Source organism: Saccharopolyspora antiqui, assembly GCF_052246905.1.
Taxonomy (GTDB): domain Bacteria; phylum Actinomycetota; class Actinomycetes; order Mycobacteriales; family Pseudonocardiaceae; genus Saccharopolyspora.
The window spans coordinates 114,226-135,368 of record NZ_JBQQBO010000023.1 but is presented as its reverse complement, the minus strand read 5'-3'; the positions used below and the strand labels follow the sequence as shown (position 1 = coordinate 135,368).

The window sequence follows — 21,143 nt, the reverse complement described above, 5'->3', positions numbered from 1 at the left end:
CCGCCACCGTGGCGGGCCATGCCGCCGTAGGTGTCGACGATGATCTTCCGCCCGGTCAACCCCGCGTCACCCATCGGACCACCGACGACGAACCGGCCGGTCGGGTTGACCAGCAGCCGGGTGTCGGAGATGTCGATGTCGAGCCCGTCGATCTCCGGGCCAACCACCTTCTCCCGCACGTCGACGGCGAGCATCGAGTCCAGGTCGATGTCCGCGGCGTGCTGCGTCGAAAGCACCACGGTGTCCAGCCGAACCGGCTGGTCGCCCGCGTACTCGATGGTCACCTGCGTCTTGCCGTCCGGCCGCAGGTACGGCAGCACGCCGTCCTTGCGGACCCTGGTCAGCCGCCGGGCGAGCCGGTGCGCCAGCGCGATGGGCAGCGGCATGAATTCCGGCGTGTCGTCGCAGGCGTAGCCGAACATCAGCCCCTGGTCGCCAGCGCCTTGTCTGGCGATCTCGTCGATCACGCCCTCGACACGAGATTCGTGCGCGGTGTCCACACCCTGCGCGATGTCCGGCGACTGCGACCCGATCGCCACGTTCACACCGCAGGAGGCACCGTCGAAACCCTTGGCCGAGGAGTCGTAACCGATCTCCAGGATCTTCTCCCGCACGATGGTCGGGATGTCCGCGTACGCCTCGGTGGTCACCTCGCCCGCGACGTGCACCTGGCCGGTGGTCACCATGGTCTCCACCGCGACCCGCGAGCGCGGGTCCTGGGCCAGCAACGCGTCCAGGATCGAGTCGCTGATCGCGTCGCAGATCTTGTCCGGGTGGCCTTCGGTCACGGACTCACTGGTGAACAACCTGCGGCCGGTGCGCAGGTCCGACTGCTGACTCACGACTCTCCCTGGTGCCTCGCGAAAACGTGCGAGGTAACCCTACTGGCGGGACAGCTGCCGGTTCACAGCATCCCACAATGTGGCCGCCAGCCGAGACTTCGCGCCGAGCGGGATGGGCTGCTCGGTGCCGTCGCCGCCCAGCAACCAGCCGGCGTTGTCCTCGACCTCGAAGGCCTGCCCGTCACCGACGGCGTTGACCACCAGCAGATCGCAGCCCTTGCGGGCGAGTTTGGCGCGGCCGTGATCCAGCACCGTGTTGTTCGCATCACCGGTCTCGGCGGCGAATCCGATGATCAGCGACGCGGCGAGCTTGCCCGCGTTCCGGGCCTCGACGAGTTCGACGAGGATGTCCGGGTTGCGGGTCAGCGCCAGCGGCTCCGGATCCCGATCGGTCTTCTTGATCTTGTGCCCGATCTGCGCGGTGGGCCGGAAGTCCGCGACCGCGGCGGCCATCACCACGGCGTCGGCGCCGTCGGACTCGGCCAGCATCACCGACCGCAGCTCCTCGGCGGTGCCCACCCGGATCACCCGGACCCCGGCCGGGTCGACGAGGTCGGCGGTGTGCGCGGCGACCAGCGTGACCTGCGCACCGCGCTGCGCGGCGACGCGCGCCAGCGCGAAGCCCTGGCGGCCGGACGAGCGGTTGCCGAGGTAGCGCACCGGGTCCAGCGGTTCGCGCGTGCCACCTGCCGAGATCACCACTCGGCGGCCTTCGAGATCGCGCGGCAGCGCGTGCGGGTCGGCCAGCAGCAGCCGGGCCAGGTCGACGATCTCGGCGGGATCGGGCAGCCGCCCCTTGCCGGTGTCGGCGCCGGTGAGCCGACCGCTGTCGGGTTCGGCGACCACCACGCCGCGACTGCGCAGCAGCGCCACGTTGTGCTGCGTCGCCGGGTGCTCCCACATCTCGGTGTGCATCGCCGGGACCATCAGCACCGGGCACCGCGCGGTCAGCAGCGTTGAGGTGAGCAGATCGCCCGCCAGCCCCTGCGCCGCGCGGGCCAGCAGGTCAGCGGTGGCGGGGGCGACGACGACCAGATCGGCTTGCTGCCCGAGCCGGACGTGCGGGACCTCTTCGACGTCGGCGAACACCCCGGTTTCCACCGGCTGCCCGGACAGCGCCTCGAAGGTGGCCGCCCCGACGAACCGCAGCGCGGCCTCGGTGGGGATCACCCGGACCTGGTGCCCGGACTCGGTCAACCGCCGCAGCACCTCGCACGCCTTGTAGGCGGCGATGCCGCCGCTGACGCCGAGGACTACCCGCGGGCGGCCCTCGGTGCGGTCGGTCGTCACTCGCCTTCGGTGTGTTCGAGCACGCCCGCGTGGATCTCGCGGAGCGCGATCGACAGCGGCTTCTCCCGCGGACCCGGCTCGACCAGCGGCCCGACGTACTCCAGCAGGCCTTCGCCGAGCTGCGCGTAGTAGTCGTTGATCTGCCGCGCCCGCTTCGCGGCGTAGATCACCAGGGCGTACTTGGAGCTGACCTGCTCCAGCAGGTCGTCGATCGGCGGGTAGGTGATGCCCTCGACGGTGTTGGTCGACGGGCTGCTGTTGAGCGCAGCCAGCGCGCTGGGGGTGCTCACGTGAGTGGCTCCTGCTCCTCGTGGATGTCGGTACCGGCTCGTGCCGCGGCCTCGCGTGATTGCTAGCAGTTCACAGCAGGCGCGGTCACTGCTCGCGGCCGAGTACCAATCGTAGCAATTCGCTGGTCGCGGCCTGCACGTCGGCGTTGACGATCGTCGCGTCGAACTCGGCTTCGGCGGCCAGTTCCTCCCGCGCGGTCGTCAACCGGGCCCGCACGACTTCGGGGTCCTCGGTGCCGCGCCCGGTGAGCCGGTCCACCAGCACATCCCAGGACGGCGGCAGCAGCATCACCAGCTGCGCCTGCGGCATGGCCCGGCGCACCTGGCGGGCGCCCTGCAGTTCGATCTCCAGCACGGCCGGTCGACCCGCCGCCAGGGCCGCTTCGACCGGTTTGCGCGGGGTGCCGTAGAGGTTGCCCGCGTAGTGCGCGTATTCGAGCATCTCGCCCGCGGCGATCAGCCGTTCGAAATCCGCGGTGTCGACGAAGTGGTAGTGCACCCCGTCGATCTCCCCCAGGCGGGGCTCGCGGGTGGTCATGGACACGCTGAAGTAGACCTCCGGAGCCCGCTTGCGCACCTCGCCGAGCACGCTCGACTTGCCGACGCCGGAGGGCCCGGAAACGACGGTGAGCCGAGGCTCGCCCTGGCGGACGGTCCTCGGCTCAGCGCCGGTTTTTGCGTCGATCACTCGCCGCTGAACTCGGAGAGCAGCGCCTTGCGCTGCCGCTCGCCCAGCCCGCGCAGCCGACGGCTGTTGGCGATCTCCAGCCGCTCCATGATCTGCTGCGCACGCACCTTGCCAACACCAGGCAGGGCTTCGAGCAGGGCGGAGACCTTCATCTTGCCCAAGACTTCGTCGTTGTCGGCGGTCTCCAGGACCTCCGCCAGCGTGGTTCCGCCTCGCTTGAGGCGCTCCTTGAGCTCAGCTCGGGCGCGACGGGCGGCAGCCGCCTTTTCCAGAGCTGCTGCCCGCTGCTCCTCAGTCAGCTGGGGAAGGGCCACCATGTCCTCCGTGATGTGGGGTTTCTCTTGATCGGTGCGGGCGACGGTACCTAGTCCGCTCGACCGGGTTCCACGGGGGTCCCGGTTTTCGCGAGCGGGATTCATTCGACCCGCCGCCCGGCCCTCCTGGTTCCGCTCGTACAAGGCGTGCACGAGCACGGGGCCGCTGCAAGTACTACCAACAAAGCCGCTGAAGTGCACTAATCTCGGCCAAAACTCTTCGAATGTGTCCGATTTCCGGGCAGTTGAGCCATGCCAGGAGCGTCCTCGCAGGTCAAACCGGGCCGAAATGCCGTTCGCCCGCCAGCCAATCACGAACTCGCCCGAGCATCCGTTCGGGACGCGTCAATTCCGCTTCGTGGAAGTTTCCGGCTCGGCGGTCGGCACGCTCGCGGGGCGGCCGTGCCGCCAGATCCAGAACACCGCGCCGGACACCAGCGCCCACCCGGCGAGCACCAGGAAGGGCTGAGCGTGCTGGTGAGCGCCGAAGTAGACGGCGGTGTGCGTCGCATTGACCGACGCTCCCGGAGGCAGCCACGAGCCGATCAGGCCCAGCGGGGACGGCAGCAGCGGCCAGGACACCACGCCGCCGGACGACGGGTTGCCGACCAGCACCAGCAGCCCCCAGGTCGGCGCCATCGCCCACCGGCCCAGCAGCACGTTGAACATCGCGAACACCATGCCGGAGGTGAACATCGTCAGCGCCAGGATGGCCCAGACCTCGACGAACGGGAACCGGATCGCGCCGAGCAGCCAGTCCACCACGGCGACGATGGCGAAGCCGCCGAGCAGCCCGTACCCGGCGGTGAAGGCGATCCGCTCGGCGGGGCTGAGCGCGCTCGCGTGCATGTTGAGCTGCACGCCACCGAGCAGGCCGACGATGGTCGCGGCCACCGAGACGTAGAACAGCGCGAGCCCGCGCGGATCGCCGCGCTGCAGCGGCTTGAGGTCGGTGACCACGACCGCGATGCCGTGGCTGGCCCCGGCCTGCGGCCCGACCTCGCTCAGCAGCTGCGCGACGGACGCACCGGCGGCGCTGACCACATCGAGGCGGACGGGGCGCTCGCGCAGGTCCAGCACGCCGAACACGCGCTGCTCCTCGACCGCCTGCCGCGCCTGCTCGTAGGAGTACTCGTGGAGGTCCAAGGTGGTGCCCGCGACCCGCTGCATCTCGTCGACCAGCAGAGCCATGTCTTTGGTGCCGACCACGGCCAGCGGGAGCCGGTGCGGCGTCGGGTTGGCCATCGCGAAGGTGTAGGAGCCCGCGAACAGCGCGGCGGCCACCGCGAAGATGACCATCAGCAGGGTCGCCGGGGCGAAGCGCGAATCCCGGAACTCCGACCACCGGCCACGCCAGCCCGACCGAGACGCCATGCGGTCACTTTAAGTGATCATCTGCTGTCGAACGCATCTCCGAGCTCCACGAGCGGGGTGGTTTGCCCGAGTGAAGGGCACCTTTGACCGGCTTACTCGGTCAAAGGTGCCCTTCACCTGGGGTCGTTCTTCCGGATTGTGGAAGTGGGTGTTAGAGGGTTTTCATCAGGTCTTGGACTCTGCTGCCCATCCGCTGCTTGTCGACGGGGGCGATGGTGGTCCAGGCCTCGGCGCTGCGGTGGTTCTCCTCGATCATGTACCAGCCCTTGGCGTTGGCGAAGAAGTTGGTCACCATCGGGGCCCGGTGCCGCTTGCCCTGACCGTCCATGATGGACGCGCCGAACTGGGCCCACGCGGTGCGCGCACCCCCGGCCATCTCCACCAGCGTCCGCGCGTCCTCGCGCCGAACCCCTTGCCGCGCAAGGCCCTCCGCCATCGCGCGATCCGACGCACCGGCGCCCTTCGAGGCCTGCTCCATCGCCGCGCTGCGCAGCGACACACCACGCCCCGGCCCGGCCTTGACGTCGTCGGGCAGCACGCTGAGCACGGCCCGGACCATGGCATCGGCGGGCAGCACCTGCAGCCGCACGGTCTCCTCGGTCTGCACCGCCAGCGTCGCGTTGTTGCGGACGCCTGCGACCATGCCGGTCAGCTTCCGCGCGCCCCCCTTGGGGTCGCGCTGCTGGAAGGTGATGTCGAAGGCCCGCTCGTAGCGGTTCAGCGGCAGGAACACGCCGTAGATGTCATCTTCCCGCATCTCGTTGCCGAACCCCAACGCGCGCAGCTCGTCCCAGGCCCGCCGCTCGGCCGCGCGGCGCTCGGACTGCAGGACGCCCTCGGGAAGCACGTTGAGCACCAACGGCTTCGTCCCCAGCTTGAAGTGCTTCCAAGCCTCGTAGAACGCCTGCTTCGACAGCTCGAATTTCACCGGATGCTCCCCAGCCAGTACGTGGGCGGCACCGAGCCGATGCCGCCCACGGTGTACTCAGTTGTTACCGACTAATTCCGATCCCAGTCACCGAAGACCGGCGGCGCCACCTTCGGCATGTCCTCATCGAAGACGCCCTGATCACCGATCAGGTAATCAGGAGTCTCGTGTTCCTGGTCCTCTTCGCCTTCCTTGCCCTGCGGACGACCACCGGCACCCATCCCGGCCCCGGCACCGCCGCGACCACCGGCACCGCCAACGCCACCGGCGCCACCCGGGCCGGTTCCGCCCGGCCCACCGAGCCCGCCGACTCCGGCACGACCACCGGCACCCATCCCGGCCCCGGCACCGCCGCGACCGCCCGCGCCACCAGCACCCATGCCACCGCGACCACCACCGGCGCCCGCACCGGCACCACCACGGCCGCCGCCAGCACCGGGACCGGTGCCGGGACGACTGCCGGGACCACCGGGGCCGTACGGGCCACCAGGGCCGCCGGGCCCGTACGGGCCGCTGCCCGGCCCGCGGGGCGGTCCGTAGGGACCGGGGTTGCGGGGATCTCCCGGCCGCTGCCACACCGGCGTCGTGGTGTGACTACCACCGGTGCCGCCAGTTCCGGTGCTGCCGGTTCCGGAGCTACCCGTACCCGATTCACCAGCCCACTGGCTACTCGTGCTGGACGGGTTCTGGATCTGCCCGACCCTCGGGATCTCCTGCCCGACGATCGACGTCTTCAGGGCGCCTTCCGGCGGCGGGGTGAACACCGCGCTTGAGGCCACCGTGCTCTGCGAAGAACTGTCGTAGTTACGGAAGGCCTGCACAGCCTCCTGACGCAGCTGCTCGTTGTGCGCCTTGGCGTCTTCGGCATCGGTGGACCCAGTCCAGAAGCTGTCCCAGCCCTCTTCGAACCAGCCGTCGTCCGGGACGGCCTGTTCCTCGCTCTTGGCCGGGATCGAGGTCTGCACCTTCTTGAAGGACTCGCCCTGGTCGGTCATCAGCTGCGACTGCGCCAATGCGCTGTCGGCCGCGACCTCGGTCCACAGCGCGACCGGCACGGCCTGGTTCTTCATGGCCTCGCCGGACTCGGACTGCATCACGACGCCGACTTCCTTGAGCTTGTCGTCAAGGCGCGTCTTTAGATCGCGGAGGTACCTGTCCTCGGCCTGCCAACTCTCGGTCTTGGTGTAAAGGCCCTCGGCGCTGCCGCTCTCGACCCAGCCGCGCATCTGTTCGAGCGTTGTGCCCTCGAAGTCCGAGGGCTCTATTTGCCTGTCAGTCATCCCCTGCCCCCTCACGCATCGGGAAGATTCTGAATCGCTGCCTCAGCGAACTGCTTAGAAAGATCACACGGATTCGGATTGGTCGAGCGCGTAAGGCCGTTGATGAACAACGATCCTTGATCGGCAACATCGACGACAACAATGCAGTTGGTGCCGGTCGTGCCCACCTGCGCCGCAGGGTAGCCAGCGACCTCGGTCGTCTCGGCGTTTGGCGACGTATCGACGAACTGCTTCAGGTTCCGAGCCGTATCCGCCGCAACGAACACGTTCCAACCACCATCTGACCCGGATTCGCCAGCCTCATAATTGCAGCCAGGCTTGCCGTTGGACTCTCGCGCGTTCGGAGGCTGGTCGCCCCCCAGTTCTTTCCACTGCGCTTCGGTGACGATGGAGCACGCATCGGAAAGATCCAGCGATTTCGCAGGCCCCGTGCGTGCTGAGCTTGTCTCTAGAGTGGATGACTCAGCTGACGCACTGGTCTGCGGAGGCTCGGTGCCGTCACCGTTACCCGCGCAACCCGACAGCAGCAGGCTGGCAAATAGTGCTCCCGCCATGAGTCCCTTACGCCTCAACGTTTCCTCCACCCAAGCCTTCAACAGCATTTTGGTCGTCGGTACGAGTCTGTTTCGCGACCGACTCAAGTTCCAGTGCAGTATCGCGAAAAATCTTGGCAAGCCTCTTGTAGTTGTCAAGGTAGGCTCGCTGATCACCAACAGCGACTTGGCCATACTGCATCGCTGCCTGAGTACTGACCGGATCGCTACCCGGCGCCGAAACGTTCGCAAGTTCGTAGAGGTCCTGCTCCCGCTCCTCCATCGCGTCAGCTTCGTCCTTGAAGAACTGAGCCAGCTTGTCGACCTGATCCACGTCAATGCGCATCGTGCCGTTTGCGTGCTGGGCGGCAGCAAAGGCTGCCATGTCCTGCGCGCGGGTAATGGTGTTCAAGGCCGCGCCAACCGCCCCGACGACGCCCCCCTGGGAGACCATCGAATCGATCTTGGACTGGTCCACTGGCACGTAGGTCTCGTCGCCAGCCCCCGCAGTAGTCACCGCTGAACTCCCCTCGTCCGCGTGCCGTCGCACGCGAAGGCGACGGTCATCCACTTGCCAGCGTGGCAAACGTTAGCGCACGCGGGTGTCGCTGCGGACGGAAGTTGCGCAAGAGTGATTGCGACATCCGAGTGAATCTGGACACCGGTGCCGTTGAGGGGTTTCGGATCAGAGTCGTCTATGCATCGAATCGCCCAACTCGGAGGCCACCTACGAAGGAAGCCCAGCTCGTAGCGCTGAAGGCGAGCTTCCCACCATTCGGATCCTTCGAGTCTCGTGCAGCGACGGCCTCAGCGGTGAAGGCCACCTCCACACAGTTTCCTTGCATGCTGCTCCGAGTGCTCTTCCGCCACTGAGAGCGGGGAACGTCATCGCTTGCCAAGGTGTGCTCCTTGCTGATCACTACGTAAGGGCCTGTGCGATGCTCGCAATGAAATCCACCGAATCCTCTGGCGGCAGGGCCATGTCGCGCAACCACTGAAGGGTTAGCGTTGTCGCCGCGACATGCTCGGCAGTCTCGACGAAAGCACTGTTCCCGCGATGCTCCAGGTAGACGAGAGTGGGCTGGTTGGCAAACTCCAGCAGCGCAAACGGCCCCTCCATCCCCGGGTGTGCCCCAAGGGTTGTTGGAAGGACTCGGACCACGATGTTGGCGCATTCCGCCGAGTTCATCAGGTGGCGCAGCTGGCGATACATGATGTCGGGGCTTCCGACAGGACGTTCCAGCGCGGTCTGCTCAACCAGCACCTCTAGGCGCGGGGCGTCAGCACGACTCAGGAGAGCCTGTCGTCCCAGCCGTGCCGAGACGAGCGCGTCCAACTCGTCGACACCGATGTCAGGCATGGTGCCTCGCCCCATCGCACCGATGTACTCCGATGTCTGGAGCAAGCCGGGGATGAACATGGTCTCGTAGTTGTGGATCGCGATCGCTTCTTTCTCAAAACGGATCACATCAGGCCACATCGCTGGCAAGCGCCCCGCTTGCACTTGCCACCAGTTCGGGTCGGCGCCGCTGCGAACCAGAGCTAGAAGCTGTTCGCGGCGCTGCGCCGGTACCCGGTAGAGGCCCAGCAACGCGCACACGTCGTCGGCCTGCAGGCCTCGCTGGCCGTTTTCGATCCTGCTGAGCTTGCTCATCGAAAAGCCCAGTGCTCCGGCGACTTCCTCGGCGCCCAGGCCGCTGCGCAGCCGCAGTTCGCGCAGTTCGCTGGAGACCCGCCGTACCCGGACCGGCACGCCCACTCGTCCGTTCATCTGCCCTCCCGCTTTCGGAATCGATCTGACCTCCACTGATCACCATCGCCAGTTGCCAGCGGGGCACGTAACCCCAGTCACCCGAAAGAAGCGTTGCGTGCCAGTTCGGGAACCTCGGAAAGTCGCTGCGACAAACCAACATTCACATCGGGAGGGCAGAACCATGTGCGCCAGCTGGCACATTCCGGCGGAAGGCCGACGCGGCGATCTGGTCGTGCGGCTGCTCGTGCGCGACGAGGTGTCGATCGGCCGGGGCGACGTCGAAATCGTCGTATCGCGCAAGCAGCTCACCACGCTCAGCGACAAGCTCTACTTCCTCGACCAGGCCTTCCAAGCCGACGCCCGAGACGTGGTCGAAGCCCTCTGCGCCGACTGACGGGTCCATCCGACTACCGACGTGGGATCGCACTCCGCACATCTCACACTTCGCGCAAACGTGCCTGGTGTCCGGTTCGTGCTCCATACGATGAGCCGATCATGGGCACATCAGGCAGGGAGGAATGCTGTGCCAACACAACCGGGGTTCAACCCGCAATGGCAGCCGAATCAGCCTCCAGGAGGCGGCTATTATGGCCCGCCGCAGCAGGGCTTTCAGCCACGACCGGCTCCGAAGCGGAAGAAGAAGTGGCCGTTCATCGTCTTCGGCGTAGTTGGGCTGCTGCTGATCGCCTTCGTGATCCGGTTCGTCTACGTGAGCATCGAAGTGGCCAACAGAAAGGCCAGCGAGGCGAGCTCTGAGCCCAGTAGCGAAGCCACCGTTGACACAACCACGGCCGCGCCCACCAGCGAACCGAGCCCGCCCAAGCCGGGCGCCCCGGTCCCCTGCGATCCGAGAATTCCGGCCATCCTGTGCTTTCCCAAGGACTACAACCCCGAGGCAGTAATGGACGGTGTCGCCACAGAGGGCTGGACGTGCCTTCGGAAGGGAGAACCAAAGGAAATCGGCGGCACCGTATCCGCAGTGCGAGAGTGCGAGGCCAGGGACAACGCAGGTCAGCCCTACAGCATCCGGGCGACGATCAGCTACGACACCCATACTCACAAACCAGACGGCGGCCTCTGGTCGTTCGATTTGCACGTGATCACCTCGGCCGCATCTAGCAAGGGCGAACACACCACCGAGCAGGATGCGACAAACGCCTTGATCACGGCCTTCGAGATAACCGCCAAGCACATCTGGCGGGATCACCCCGAGCATCTCAAGGAAGCCACCGAGGCCTTTGAACAACTTAAGCCCCAGTGCGCGTCCCCAGCAGGCCACACAATCCAGGGCGTGACCGCAACGATGCCTTCAGGCTACGAAATCACCTGCAGCAGCACGACACCAATAGCCGTCGCCGATGTCGTGACGTACGACCAGTCACTGGAGATCCGAGCGGCCTGAACTTGTGGCCATCCCCAGGCACCGTCACTTCTCCAGGTGAGGAACCGGCGATTTCGCGCGAAATCGGCGCTTCCCGTGGGGAGCGGGTGGCGATTTCGCGCGAAATCGCCACGTGCTCCGCTACGCGGCGGGGAGGTTCTGGAGCGCTGCTTCGGTGACGCGTTGGGCGGCGTCGCAGCTGCCGCCGACCTCGATCGGGGCGCCTGAGCGGACGAGTGCGGTCACCAGCAGCGAGCCGGTGTCCGCCACGTCGACGACGAACGTGCAGCCGGAGGCTCCGTTGACCTTCGCCGTCGGGTAGCCGCCGAGATCCAGCCGATCCGCGCCCAGTTCGGCGCCGATGAACTGCGGGAAGGTCCGCTGCGGGTCGGCGGCGACGAAGGCGCTCCAGCCGGGGCCGCCGGGTGTGCCCGCCTCGTACTGGCAGCCCGCCTTGCCGTCGGCCGCACCTGGTTTCGGTTGCTGGTCCAGCCCGAGCGATGTCGCCTGGTCCGCGCTGAGCAGCGTGCACGGATCGGCCACCGCAATCGATTTGGCCGTCGCCGTGCGAGCGGAACCGGTCGGCGGCGGATCATCGGGAGCCGCACCGGAACTACAGCCCGCCAGCAGCAGACCGGCCGCGATCGCACCGGCAGCGAGTCCCTTGCCCAAGGTTCGCCTCCTGTCCGACGTTGCAGTGAGCGAACCCTGCCACAGCGGACGAAATTGGCACAACCATTGCTGCGACATCCGGGGGAACTGGGAAATTCCCCGTCAGTGGTCGCCTTTGCCGTTGTTCCCCCGGCCGTTGCCGTGGGGCTTCTGCGGCCCGCCGCCGCGCTCGGGGTCGTCGGGTTCCTCAGGCGGTGGATTCGGGGTGACCGTCACGATCACCGGGGCCGGTGGCGCGGGCAGCGGGATGGTGCGGACGTCTTCGGCGACGCGGTCCGCGGCGGCCAGGATCGTGCGGGCGTTGTCCGGGGCGAGCGTGCCCCGCGCCTGCGCGGCGGCGATTTCGCGGTTCAACTCGCCGAGCGCGGCCTCGGCGGCGCCACGATCACCGTGCAGCGCGGCGGTTTTCACCGCATCCACCCGCGCGATGAGCTGCTCGCGCACCTGCGGATCGGTCGACTGGGATCCGCAACCGGCCAGCAGCACGACCAGCGCGACCAGCAGGATGCGCCTCATTGCCGGACCAGCCCCTCCAGGTTGGCGAGATCTTCGGGCAGCCGCGCCACTCCGGCCGGACCTGACGCTGGTGGCAGCGTCGGGGCCGCGGGCGGTGCTGGCAACGAGAAGTACCCGATCAGCGCAACCAGAACCACCGCGAACGCGCCGATGAGCAGCCAGGGCCGCAGGTTCCGGCGGGTTTCGGCGCGCACCTCGGCCGCCGGGAGCTGCTGCGTCGGCGGTGGGGCCGGACTTGGCTCGACCTGCGCGATCACCTCGGTGGCTGCGCCGCTGAGCAGTTCGGCGCTCTGCGCGGCGGTCGGCCGTCGCCGCGGTTCGTCGGCGGTCATCGCCAGCAGCGCCCGGTTCAGGTTCGACGGCATGCCGAGCGGGACCTCCGGTGGGCGCACCAGCCTCGCCACCGCGCTTTCCGCGCCCGCACCGGGATATTCGACTTTGCCGGTGACGCATTCGAGCAGCACCAGGCCGAGCGCGTACACGTCCGCCGGGTAGCCGACCTCGGCGCCGCTGACCTGCTCCGGAGCCATGTAGGTGGCGGTGCCGACGATGATTCCGGAACTGGTCATCCGCGCGGCCGCGTCGGCCAGCCGGGAAATGCCGAAGTCAGCGAGGAACGCCTGACCGGCACCGGCGATCAGCACGTTCGACGGTTTGACGTCGCGGTGCACGATCCCGTTGCCGTGCACGTGCGCCAGCACGTCGGCCAGTTGGCCGCCGAGTTCGGCGACCCGCTGCGGCGGCAGCGGACCCGCGCTGATCACATCCGCCAGTGTCCGGCCCGCCACCAGCTCCATGATCAGGTAGATCTCGTCCTCGGTGGCGCTGAAGTCGTGCACCGTGACCAGCCCGGGATGGCTGAGCCCGGCCAACGTCCGAGCCTCCTCGACGAACCGGTCCCGCCCAACGGCATCGGTACCGGCCCGGAACACCTTGGCGGCGACAACCCGCTCCAGCCTGGTGTCCACCGCCCGGTAGACATCGGCCATCCCGCCGCCGCCCAAGCGAGCGCCCAACCGGTAACGCCCACCCAGCAAAGGTGCGTCGCCCATAGATCCTCCGAACCACCAGCCGGAACGACCCTAACCGACGCACCGCAAGTAGCGGCCCGTTGACAGACGGGCACGGCAGCACCGCCAGGTGGTTCGAAGGACCTTCGCCTAGCCCCTGTTATTACCGAATATCCCGTTCCCAGCAGTCGCACCCCGCGGCGAAGCGGGGCTCCGGGCTGGTCACAGGTAGCCCTTGAGGTGCACTTCGGTAGCCACCTCGACGATGGAACCGTCGTCGAACCGGCTAGCGGAGAAGCTGAACCCGTCAGACGACCGCCCTTTGATGCTCCCCGTCTCGGTGAGGCGGTCACGTTGACACTCCCAGAGGGTGACCAGCCCGTTACCACCCATCAACGACTCGGAAAGTTCCGCGACAGCGTTGACCGCAGAACGAGCTTTGCCGAGGAACCGTCCGAATCCCTTGGCGTCGTCCTCGGATTTCTCGACAGCGCCTGCGTTCTCCTCGGTGACCACGGCGGCATCGACGACGACAGCAACGCGTCGATCGGTGACGAGGAACCAACCCGCCGGGCCTGCCGCTACCAACTGGTCCGCGCATTCAACCGCGAGTCGACCCGGTGAATCCGCATGGATCCAGCCTCGGATCGTCGGGTCGTGAACCCACTCGTCACCGTGGAAGCGACCTTGCTGGACCACGGTCGTCGGATAGCGCGCCTCCCCGAAGTCGACATCGAGGTTGTGCGTCGCCCGGCGCGACGGTCGATACGGGGCTTCGTGGCGGCCGCCGATAGTCGCACCGAGATGCGGCCGTTCCCGGTCGCCACCGCCGTACTTCTGGAGCTTCTCCCCTTGCTGGAGCCAACCCTCTTCGACCAGTTTGAGGACCTGCTTTTCGGATCTCATGCGCAACACACCTATTCCCGGCCAAGGCTCATAGCCAGCAAGCGGTCAATCTTGCCGTCGCCGACCGAGCCGCCACCAGGGTGAGAAAGATCGATGGCAGACCCGTCCGCGAGGACAATGCGCAAGAACTTCCGCTCCTGCCCCTTCACCCGCTGCTGGACCACTTCGATGTTCGCGATGATGTTCCTGGGGAACTCGGCGTGCACGGTCACCCCTGGCAGCTCCGCAGGCTGGGGCTGATCACCTTCGACGTCCTGTTGATCGGCGGATCCACCGATCTTCTTCCTCAGACCGCCCAACAAGCCGGAGTCCGCTCCGCCGCCGGATTTCTGCTCCGAGAACTCCAGCAGTCCCAGCCGGTGAGACGTCAGGATCCACACGAATTCGCGGCCGCTCTTGTCGTTCACGCCACTGGCCTGCCAGCTGCCCAGCTGCGCAACGGCCAAGCACTCGCGATTCCGACCGGAAACGACCGCCCTCGGGAGCATCGGCGTATTGGCGGAATCCTCCGTCGGCGAGACAATTTCGAGCGCCGCACCGGCAACGCCACCGGCGGCACCGCCGAGCACCTTGCCAGCGGTCCAACGCTTGTCACCCCGTTCATCGAGGCCGGAAACCTGGTAGAGGACGTACTTCGCCTTGGCCCCCACCGACTTCATGGCGTGGCACCACAAAATCTGTTCGTCCGGCGCACACCAGAACGCGCGAGCGGACAAGACCTCGATCACGAGAAACCACGCTCCTGGACCTGGTCACGCTGCTGTCCGGACAGATCGCCTTGGAACCAGCCCTTGCCGGTGTCGTATACCGCATTGGCACCCTGTTCGACGGCCGCGTCCGTCGCAACCTCCGTACCGGCGACCATCGCGGCTTGGCCGACGGTCGATTTCCCGCCGAGCACACCGCTGAGCACGTGCGAGCTCGCGGTGCTCGCCAGCCCCTGAACGTCCTTGACGTCCTTCACGAAGTCGTCCCGTTGGGATTGCAGCGCTTCCTTGACACTGCTGTCAGTCGCGGCGGCGATCCGGTCGTCGAAGTCTCTGAGCGTGTCGGCGTGCTGCTTGGTCACGTCCTGGAGGAACTTGCCTCCTGTCGAGCCGAGGCCGTCCCCATCGGCCTTGGTGAGGAACTTGGCCACCGGGTTCGAGTCGATCTTCCGCGCGATGGCCTGCTGGATCATGTTGCCGTCGCGCATTTCGTTCATCTTGTCGATGACCTTTCGGAGCTTGCCAGCCTCGCGGAGCCTCTGCAGCAGGTGCTCGATCTTCTGGAAGATCTGGAAGAGCTTGCGCTGCATCTGCGTCACGCGCGTGGTGATGCGGACACCGGTTGCCCCGACCTGGACCGCGGTTCCCGCGCTCGCCGCACCGACCGATGCCCCGGCGGTGATCCAGGAAGCCGCCAGAGCCGCGAGCCACTGGACGATGAGCCCGATGATCAACTCCGTGACCGTCTGGATGAAGAACTCGACGAACATGTCGAAGATGTCGGCGATCATGTCCAGCGTGCCCTTGAGGTCGCGGACGTCCGCGGCCAGGGCGTTGACCCCGTCGCCGAATTCGGTCATCTGGTTGCGGAACGCGTCGCCGTCCTTGCCGACCCAGGTCTCGGCCGTGGCCTGCGCTCGCTGCTGCTCCTGCGCGCCGACCTGATCGAGCCACTTGGCGACGTTTTCCCAACCTTCACCGGTGGAGCGCATCTGCTCCGGATCCCCGATGGCGAACTCGGCGAGCTCGATCAGCGGGCTGAGCACGATGGACACCAAGAAACCCAGGCCATTGCTCATCAACGCTTGGCCAGGATTGGTCAGCAGTTCCAACTGCTCCATCCGCATCGACACCGTGGCCACGCCCCACTCCGGCGGCGACGAAGCGTCGGCGAGATCCTGCGAGGCACCCACCATGGAAGAGCCTCGACCGGCGGCCTGCTCGAACCAGTTCTCCGAGTTCCCGTCCCCAGCGTTGAGCGTCTGGAGGTTTCCCGGCCCGGTCATCCGGCCAGCCCCTCTCCGGCCTTCGTCAGCATCTCCGAGATCTGCTGTTCGGTGTCGGCGTAGTCCTTGACCGTGTCGTCCAGCGATTGCTTCGTCTTGACCAGGAATTCCTGCGCCTTGGTCGCCAGGTCCCGGCACGAGTCGAGGTTTTCGAAGTACTTGCTGCTCAGGCCTACCGCGTCACCGATCGGGCCGAAGCACTGGTCGTCCACCTCGGCCTGCTGGAGGAGGTCCGCGAGTTGCCCGAACTTGTCGGCGAGGCTTTCGCAGCCCTGGCCGTGGCCGGTCAGCGTTCCCGGTGTCATTTTCAGATCGGTCAAGGAATCCCCCTCAGCGCAGGAACGAACCAGCGGAGAAATCGTCGTCGTCGTAATCGGAACCCCGCTGTGGCGGACGCTTGGGCGCGACCGGACCGGCATTCGGTTCCTGGTGCGCGACAGGAGGTGTCGCGGGCCGAGCAGGGGTTTCGCTGTCCACACCCGGTTTGATCGTCGGCCCCTGCACGTTGAACGCTTCTTGGAACTGGCCGAACTGATCCCCCAGGATCGGCGCCACCGTGTTGTTGAGCTGTTCGGCCGCACTGGCCGTCGCCTGCCGGATCGTCGCCATGATCTGCTGCTGGAGATCGCTGGCCGACTGGCGCACCGCGTTCGGCGCCAGCCGCAGGTCCAGCAGCGCACCGGAGGGCGCGACGGTCACCGTCACCGACCGGTCCGCGCTGCTCGCCGTGCCCTGCAAACCCCGCATCGCGGACTGCAGTTCCGACGCCTTCTGCGCCTGTTCCTGGAACCTGCGCATCATCTCCTGAATGCGCTCAGACGCACCACTCACACCCGCCCCTAACTCGCAATCAGTTCAAAACAACCCAAATCGACCCTAACGAACCACCAACACCCCGTTGCACGATTCAGAAAACACCACCCCATTCATTCCCAAAAGCAAACCAAGCGCTCCAACATCACCCATCCGCATACGAGTGAAGGGCACCTTTGACCGGCTAAGTCGGCCAAAGGTGCCCTTCACTCACCACTCGATCGAGCTGGTGGCGGCTTCGCTGCCGTTCCGGTGGATGGGTTTTCGAGGTGAAGGGCACCTTTTACCAAGTTAGTTGGTAGAAGGTGCCCAACACTCCTCGTCCGGTCGGGTCAGGTGCGGAGGAGTTCCGTTACCTCGTCGCGGATTCGGTGGGTTGTGGTGCGGAGGTCTTCGATCTTGGGGCCGTGGCGTAGGACGTCGCGGGCCGTGGCCGGGAGGACGTTCGGTAGCGCCTCGCCGAACACGGCTCGCAGGCCCTGGACCGTGGCGCCCTGGGCGCCGAGGCCGGGGGCCAGGATCGGGCCGTTGAGGCGGGAGAAGTCCAGTTCGTCCGGACCGATGGTGGCACCGGCCACCACCCCGACGTGCCCCATCGGCGATGCGTCGGCATTGGTCTCCGCCGCGGAGTCCACGATGTACTGGGCGACCGAGTCGCCGCTGCCGTGGATCGAGTGCTGCAGACCCGCACCCTCCGGATTGGACGTGCGGGCCAGCACGAACACCCCGCGACCGGTCTGCTCGGCGATGCCGATCGCCGGGGCCAGCGATCCGTAACCCAGGTACGGCGAAAGCGTCACCGCGTCGGCCGCCAGCGGCGCGTGCTCGTCCAGGTAGGCCATCGCGTAGGCCGCCATGGTGGAGCCGACGTCACCGCGCTTGACGTCCAGCAGCACCAGCGCCCCGGCCTGCCGCGCCGCGACGATCACCTTCTCCAGCACGGCGATCCCGGCCGAGCCGTAGACCTCGAAGAACGCCGACTGCGGCTTGAGCACCGCGACTTCCTCGCCCAGCGCCTCCACCACGGTCATCGCGAACCGCTCCAGCGACTTCGGGGTCTCGTCGAGCTGCCACGCGTGCAGCAGCGACGGATGCGGGTCGATGCCGACGCACAACGCGCCGCGCGACCGCATCGCCTCCGCGAGTCGGCAACCGAACGCTGGCCGCAGCGGATCATCGGTCATCGCTTTTCACCGCCCCTGCCGAAGGGCCGCCTGCAACGCCTGCAACGGCCGAACCCCGATGTTGCCCTGGATACCCGCCTCGATGCCCTGCACCGCGGCCGCCGCGCCCTGCACCGTTGTGATGCACGGGATGTCGCGGGACACCGCCGCGGTGCGGATCTCGTAGCCGTCCACGCGCGGACCGGGGTTGCCGTACGGGGTGTTGATCACCATGTCGACCTCACCGGCCTTGATCAGCTCGACGATGTCGCGTTCCACCGCCGACTCCTCGTTGTGCTTGCGCACCACTGTGGACGGGATGCCGTTGCGGCGCAGCACCTCGGCGGTGCCGCTGGTGGCCAGGATCTCGAAGCCCAGGTCGGCCAGCCGCTTGACCGGGAACACCAGGGACCGCTTGTCCTTGTTGGCCACCGACACGAACACCCGACCCGAGGTCGGCAGCGAACCGTAGGCACCGGCCTGCGACTTGGCGAAGGCCTGTCCGAAGGAGATGTCGATGCCCATCACCTCGCCGGTGGACTTCATCTCCGGCCCGAGCAGCGAATCCACCCCGGCGCCCTCGCGGGTGCGGAACCGGTGGAACGGCAGCACGGCCTCCTTGACCGCGACCGGTGCGTCGATCGGCAGGTCCGCGCCGTCGCCCTCCGACGGCAGCAGGCCCTCGGTGCGCAGTTCCGCGATCTTGGCGCCGAGCATGATCCGGGCCGCGGCCTTGGCCAGCGGCGCGGCGGTGGCCTTCGAGACGAACGGCACCGTCCGCGAGGCGCGCGGGTTGGCCTCCAGCACGTACAGCACATCGTCCTTGAGCGCGTACTGCACGTTCAGCAGGCCGTGCACGCCGATGCCGCGCGCGATGGCCTCGGTGGACTCGCGCACCTGCTCGATGTCCTGACGCCCCAGCGTTATCGGCGGCAGCGCGCACGCGGAGTCGCCGGAGTGGATCCCGGCCTCCTCGATGTGCTCCATCACGCCACCGAGGTAGATGTCGGTGCCGTCGCACAGCGCGTCCACATCGATCTCGATCGCGTCGTCGAGGAAGTTGTCCACCAGCACCGGGTGTTCCGGGGTGACCTCGGTGGCGCGGGCGATGTAGTTCTCCAGCGACGCCTCGTCGTAGACGATCTCCATGCCGCGACCGCCCAGCACGTAGGACGGTCGCACCAGCACCGGATAGCCGATCTCGTCGGCGATCCGCTTGGCGCCCTCGAACGACGTCGCGGTGCCGTACCGCGGGGCCGGGAGGCCCGCCCCGGCGAGCACGTCGCCGAACGCGCCGCGGTCCTCGGCGAGGTGGATCGCCTCCGGCGGGGTGCCCACGATCGGCACCCCGGCGTCGGCCAGCCGCCGCGCCAGACCCAGCGGGGTCTGCCCGCCCAGCTGCACGATGACGCCCGCCACCGTGCCGGACTGCTGCTCGGAGTGCACGACCTCCAGGACGTCTTCGAAGGTCAGCGGCTCGAAGTACAGCCGGTCCGAGGTGTCGTAGTCGGTCGAGACGGTCTCCGGGTTGCAGTTGACCATCACGGTCTCGTACCCGGCCTCGCGCAGCGCCATCGCGGCGTGCACGCAGGAGTAGTCGAACTCGATGCCCTGGCCGATTCGGTTCGGGCCGGAGCCGAGGATGATCACCTTCGGCCGCTCGCGCTGCTCGGCCACCTCCGACTCGGCCGCCGGATCGGATTCGTAGGCCGAGTAGTGGTACGGGGTGTGCGCGGCGAACTCGGCCGCGCAGGTGTCCACCGTCTTGTAGACCGGGCGCACCCCCAGCCGGTGCCGCAGGGTGCGAACCCCGTCCTCCCCGGCGAGTTCCGGTCGCAGCGCGGCGATCTGCCGGTCCGAGAGCCCGGCCCGCTTCGCGCGCCGCAGCAGCGCCGCGTCCAGCACCGCCGCATCGACCAGTTCACCGCGCAGTTCGACCCAGGCGGCGAGCTGGTCGACGAACCACGGGTCGATACCGGAGGCCTCGTGCACCTGCTCGATGCTCGCGCCCAGCCGCAGCGCGCGTTCCACCGTGTAGAGACGACCGTCGTGCGGGATCCGCAATTCGTCCAATGTGGACTCCACGGTGACGCCCTCGGGGTCCGGTCGGGTCCAGAACCCGGCCGCCTTGGTCTCCATCGAGCGCAGCGCCTTGCCCAGCGCTTCGGAGAAGCTGCGGCCCACCGCCATCGCCTCGCCGACGCTCTTCATCGTCGTGGTCAGCTCCTGGTCCGCGCCCGGGAACTTCTCGAAGGCGAACCGGGGTACCTTCACCACCACGTAGTCCAGCGTCGGTTCGAAGCTGGCCGGGGTAACGCCTGTGATGTCGTTGCGGATCTCGTCCAGGGTGTAGCCCACCGCCAGCTTCGCGGCGATCTTGGCGATCGGGAAGCCGGTGGCCTTCGACGCCAGCGCCGAGGACCGCGACACCCGCGGGTTCATCTCGATCACCACCATCCGGCCGGTCTCCGGGTGGATGGCGAACTGGATGTTGCAGCCGCCGGTGTCCACCCCGACCTCGCGCAGCACCGCGATGCCGACATCCCGCATGTGCTGGAACTCGCGGTCGGTCAGCGTCATCGCGGGCGCCACCGTGACCGAATCACCGGTGTGCACGCCCATCGGATCGATGTTCTCGATCGAGCAGATGACCACCACGTTGTCGGCGTGGTCGCGCATCAGCTCCAGCTCGTATTCCTTCCAGCCGAGCACGCTCTCCTCGATGAGCACCTCGTGCACCGGGCTTTCGGCCAGCCCGAAGGCCGCCATCCGCTCCAGGGCCTCGGGGGTGTGCGCCATGCCGGAACCCAGGCCGCCCATGGTGAAGCTCGGCCGGATAACCACCGGCAGGCCGCGCTCGGCGACGAACGCGCGCACGTCGTCCATCGACCTGCACACCGCGCTCTGCGGCACCTCGCCGCCGATGGCGCGCACGATGTCCTTGAACCGCTGCCGGTCCTCGCCGCGCTGGATCGCCTCGAAGTCCGCGCCGATCAGCTCCACGCCGTACTTCTTCAGCACCCCGCGCTCGTGCAGTGCGACCGCGGTGTTCAGCGCGGTCTGCCCACCGAGGGTGGCCAGGAGACAGTCGACCGGCCGCCCAGCCTCTTTCTCCCGATCGATCACCTTCTCGACGAACTCCGGGGTGATCGGCTCGATGTAGGTGGCGTCGGCGAACTCCGGGTCGGTCATGATGGTCGCCGGGTTGGAGTTCACCAGCGAGACCCGGATGCCCTCTTCCCGCAGCACCCGGCAGGCCTGGGTGCCGGAGTAGTCGAACTCGCACGCCTGGCCGATCACGATCGGCCCGGAACCGATGACCAGTACGTGCTTGATGTCGGTCCTCTTGGGCATCAGCGCAGTACCGCCTCTCCGCGATTCACTGTTCCGCCTCTCC

24 protein-coding genes are annotated in these 21,143 nt (G+C 67.4%); 2 read left to right on the top strand and 22 right to left on the bottom strand.

Features of this window, described 5'->3' with window-relative positions; all coding sequences use genetic code 11:
• The 12 genes from metK to ACTWQN_RS29545 form a co-directional block, all read right to left on the bottom strand.
• A partial coding sequence (gene metK, locus ACTWQN_RS29600) for a methionine adenosyltransferase (RefSeq protein WP_443206891.1) occupies positions 1-806 on the bottom strand: 806 nt, incomplete at its 3' end.
• Between the two features lie 75 nt (positions 807-881).
• Positions 882-2,132: a bifunctional phosphopantothenoylcysteine decarboxylase/phosphopantothenate--cysteine ligase CoaBC gene (gene coaBC / locus ACTWQN_RS29595; RefSeq protein WP_443206889.1), complete on the bottom strand. Its 1,251-nt coding sequence runs from the start codon at positions 2,130-2,132 to the stop codon at positions 882-884.
• Complete coding sequence (gene rpoZ, locus ACTWQN_RS29590) at positions 2,129-2,422, bottom strand: DNA-directed RNA polymerase subunit omega (protein WP_184722529.1); 294 nt, start codon at positions 2,420-2,422, stop codon at positions 2,129-2,131. The genes coaBC and rpoZ overlap by 4 nt, the downstream gene beginning before the upstream one ends.
• A gap of 85 nt (positions 2,423-2,507) precedes the next feature.
• Positions 2,508-3,110, bottom strand: coding sequence for a guanylate kinase (gene gmk, locus ACTWQN_RS29585; protein WP_443206888.1), 603 nt, complete (start codon positions 3,108-3,110; stop codon positions 2,508-2,510).
• Positions 3,107-3,424, bottom strand: coding sequence for an integration host factor, actinobacterial type (mihF, locus tag ACTWQN_RS29580; RefSeq protein ID WP_150068243.1), 318 nt, complete (start codon positions 3,422-3,424; stop codon positions 3,107-3,109). Before mihF ends, gmk begins: the two co-directional genes overlap by 4 nt.
• A 345-nt stretch (positions 3,425-3,769) precedes the next feature.
• Positions 3,770-4,798 carry an ABC-2 transporter permease gene (locus ACTWQN_RS29575; RefSeq protein ID WP_443206887.1) on the bottom strand — a complete coding sequence of 343 codons (1,029 nt, stop codon included), beginning with the start codon at positions 4,796-4,798 and terminating at the stop codon, positions 3,770-3,772.
• A 151-nt stretch (positions 4,799-4,949) separates the two neighbouring features.
• Positions 4,950-5,726: an ESX secretion-associated protein EspG gene (locus ACTWQN_RS29570; protein ID WP_443206886.1), complete on the bottom strand. Its 777-nt coding sequence runs from the start codon at positions 5,724-5,726 to the stop codon at positions 4,950-4,952.
• 71 nt (positions 5,727-5,797) lie between these two features.
• On the bottom strand, positions 5,798-7,006 hold the full coding sequence (locus tag ACTWQN_RS29565; protein WP_443206885.1) for a hypothetical protein: 1,209 nt from the start codon (positions 7,004-7,006) through the stop codon (positions 5,798-5,800).
• 11 nt (positions 7,007-7,017) lie between these two features.
• Positions 7,018-7,590, bottom strand: a complete 573-nt coding sequence (locus ACTWQN_RS29560; protein ID WP_443206884.1) for a DUF3558 domain-containing protein — start codon at positions 7,588-7,590, stop codon at positions 7,018-7,020.
• Positions 7,568-8,056 carry a hypothetical protein gene (locus ACTWQN_RS29555; protein WP_443206883.1) on the bottom strand — a complete coding sequence of 163 codons (489 nt, stop codon included), beginning with the start codon at positions 8,054-8,056 and terminating at the stop codon, positions 7,568-7,570. Before ACTWQN_RS29555 ends, ACTWQN_RS29560 begins: the two co-directional genes overlap by 23 nt.
• 178 nt (positions 8,057-8,234) lie before the next feature.
• Entirely contained in the window at positions 8,235-8,459 is a 225-nt protein-coding gene (locus tag ACTWQN_RS29550) for a DUF397 domain-containing protein (RefSeq protein WP_443206882.1), read from the bottom strand.
• On the bottom strand, positions 8,459-9,310 hold the full coding sequence (locus tag ACTWQN_RS29545) for a helix-turn-helix domain-containing protein (protein ID WP_443206881.1): 852 nt from the start codon (positions 9,308-9,310) through the stop codon (positions 8,459-8,461). The genes ACTWQN_RS29550 and ACTWQN_RS29545 overlap by 1 nt, the downstream gene beginning before the upstream one ends.
• A gap of 163 nt (positions 9,311-9,473) precedes the next feature.
• Between ACTWQN_RS29545 and ACTWQN_RS29540 the strand changes: the two genes are divergently transcribed.
• Positions 9,474-9,686, top strand: coding sequence for a hypothetical protein (locus ACTWQN_RS29540; RefSeq protein WP_443206880.1), 213 nt, complete (start codon positions 9,474-9,476; stop codon positions 9,684-9,686).
• Positions 9,687-9,815: 129 nt separating this feature from the next.
• Entirely contained in the window at positions 9,816-10,694 is an 879-nt protein-coding gene (locus tag ACTWQN_RS29535; protein ID WP_443206879.1) for a hypothetical protein, read from the top strand.
• A 120-nt stretch (positions 10,695-10,814) separates the two neighbouring features.
• Here ACTWQN_RS29535 and ACTWQN_RS29530 read toward each other — a convergent pair whose 3' ends face one another.
• The 10 genes from ACTWQN_RS29530 to carB all read right to left on the bottom strand — a co-directional run bounded on the left by ACTWQN_RS29530 (position 10,815) and on the right by carB (position 21,100).
• Positions 10,815-11,345: a DUF3558 family protein gene (locus tag ACTWQN_RS29530; RefSeq protein WP_443206878.1), complete on the bottom strand. Its 531-nt coding sequence runs from the start codon at positions 11,343-11,345 to the stop codon at positions 10,815-10,817.
• Between the two features lie 102 nt (positions 11,346-11,447).
• The gene (locus ACTWQN_RS29525; RefSeq protein ID WP_443206877.1) at positions 11,448-11,861 is read right to left on the bottom strand and encodes a hypothetical protein; all 414 of its coding nucleotides are present in this window, start codon (positions 11,859-11,861) and stop codon (positions 11,448-11,450) included.
• Positions 11,858-12,913, bottom strand: coding sequence for a serine/threonine-protein kinase (locus ACTWQN_RS29520; RefSeq protein ID WP_443206876.1), 1,056 nt, complete (start codon positions 12,911-12,913; stop codon positions 11,858-11,860). The genes ACTWQN_RS29525 and ACTWQN_RS29520 overlap by 4 nt, the downstream gene beginning before the upstream one ends.
• A gap of 180 nt (positions 12,914-13,093) precedes the next feature.
• Positions 13,094-13,777 carry a hypothetical protein gene (locus tag ACTWQN_RS29515; RefSeq protein WP_443206875.1) on the bottom strand — a complete coding sequence of 228 codons (684 nt, stop codon included), beginning with the start codon at positions 13,775-13,777 and terminating at the stop codon, positions 13,094-13,096.
• An 11-nt stretch (positions 13,778-13,788) separates the two neighbouring features.
• The gene (locus ACTWQN_RS29510) at positions 13,789-14,505 is read right to left on the bottom strand and encodes a hypothetical protein (RefSeq protein ID WP_443206874.1); all 717 of its coding nucleotides are present in this window, start codon (positions 14,503-14,505) and stop codon (positions 13,789-13,791) included.
• A complete protein-coding gene (locus tag ACTWQN_RS29505; protein WP_443206873.1) occupies positions 14,502-15,770 on the bottom strand; it encodes a WXG100 family type VII secretion target in 1,269 nt (422 codons plus the stop codon). The genes ACTWQN_RS29510 and ACTWQN_RS29505 overlap by 4 nt, the downstream gene beginning before the upstream one ends.
• On the bottom strand, positions 15,767-16,090 hold the full coding sequence (locus ACTWQN_RS29500; RefSeq protein ID WP_443206872.1) for a hypothetical protein: 324 nt from the start codon (positions 16,088-16,090) through the stop codon (positions 15,767-15,769). The genes ACTWQN_RS29505 and ACTWQN_RS29500 overlap by 4 nt, the downstream gene beginning before the upstream one ends.
• Before the next feature lie 10 nt (positions 16,091-16,100).
• Entirely contained in the window at positions 16,101-16,601 is a 501-nt protein-coding gene (locus tag ACTWQN_RS29495; protein ID WP_443206871.1) for a YbaB/EbfC family nucleoid-associated protein, read from the bottom strand.
• Between the two features lie 314 nt (positions 16,602-16,915).
• Positions 16,916-17,767, bottom strand: coding sequence for an orotidine-5'-phosphate decarboxylase (gene pyrF / locus ACTWQN_RS29490; protein ID WP_443206870.1), 852 nt, complete (start codon positions 17,765-17,767; stop codon positions 16,916-16,918).
• Positions 17,768-17,773: 6 nt separating this feature from the next.
• Positions 17,774-21,100 (bottom strand): carbamoyl-phosphate synthase large subunit, encoded by a 3,327-nt coding sequence (gene carB / locus ACTWQN_RS29485; RefSeq protein ID WP_443206869.1) that lies wholly within the window; start codon positions 21,098-21,100, stop codon positions 17,774-17,776.
• Positions 21,101-21,143 lie beyond the last annotated feature (43 nt).

Coding starts and splice junctions, on each gene's coding strand:
- ACTWQN_RS29575 (WP_443206887.1), bottom strand. CDS start 4,798: ATGGCGTCTCGGTCGGGCTGGCGTGGCCGGTGGTCGGAGTTCCGGGAT.
- ACTWQN_RS29565 (WP_443206885.1), bottom strand. CDS start 7,006: ATGACTGACAGGCAAATAGAGCCCTCGGACTTCGAGGGCACAACGCTC.
- ACTWQN_RS29545 (WP_443206881.1), bottom strand. CDS start 9,310: ATGAACGGACGAGTGGGCGTGCCGGTCCGGGTACGGCGGGTCTCCAGC.
- ACTWQN_RS29540 (WP_443206880.1), top strand. CDS start 9,474: ATGTGCGCCAGCTGGCACATTCCGGCGGAAGGCCGACGCGGCGATCTG.
- ACTWQN_RS29525 (WP_443206877.1), bottom strand. CDS start 11,861: ATGAGGCGCATCCTGCTGGTCGCGCTGGTCGTGCTGCTGGCCGGTTGC.
- ACTWQN_RS29520 (WP_443206876.1), bottom strand. CDS start 12,913: ATGGGCGACGCACCTTTGCTGGGTGGGCGTTACCGGTTGGGCGCTCGC.
- ACTWQN_RS29515 (WP_443206875.1), bottom strand. CDS start 13,777: ATGAGATCCGAAAAGCAGGTCCTCAAACTGGTCGAAGAGGGTTGGCTC.
- ACTWQN_RS29505 (WP_443206873.1), bottom strand. CDS start 15,770: ATGACCGGGCCGGGAAACCTCCAGACGCTCAACGCTGGGGACGGGAAC.
- pyrF (WP_443206870.1), bottom strand. CDS start 17,767: ATGACCGATGATCCGCTGCGGCCAGCGTTCGGTTGCCGACTCGCGGAG.
- carB (WP_443206869.1), bottom strand. CDS start 21,100: ATGCCCAAGAGGACCGACATCAAGCACGTACTGGTCATCGGTTCCGGG.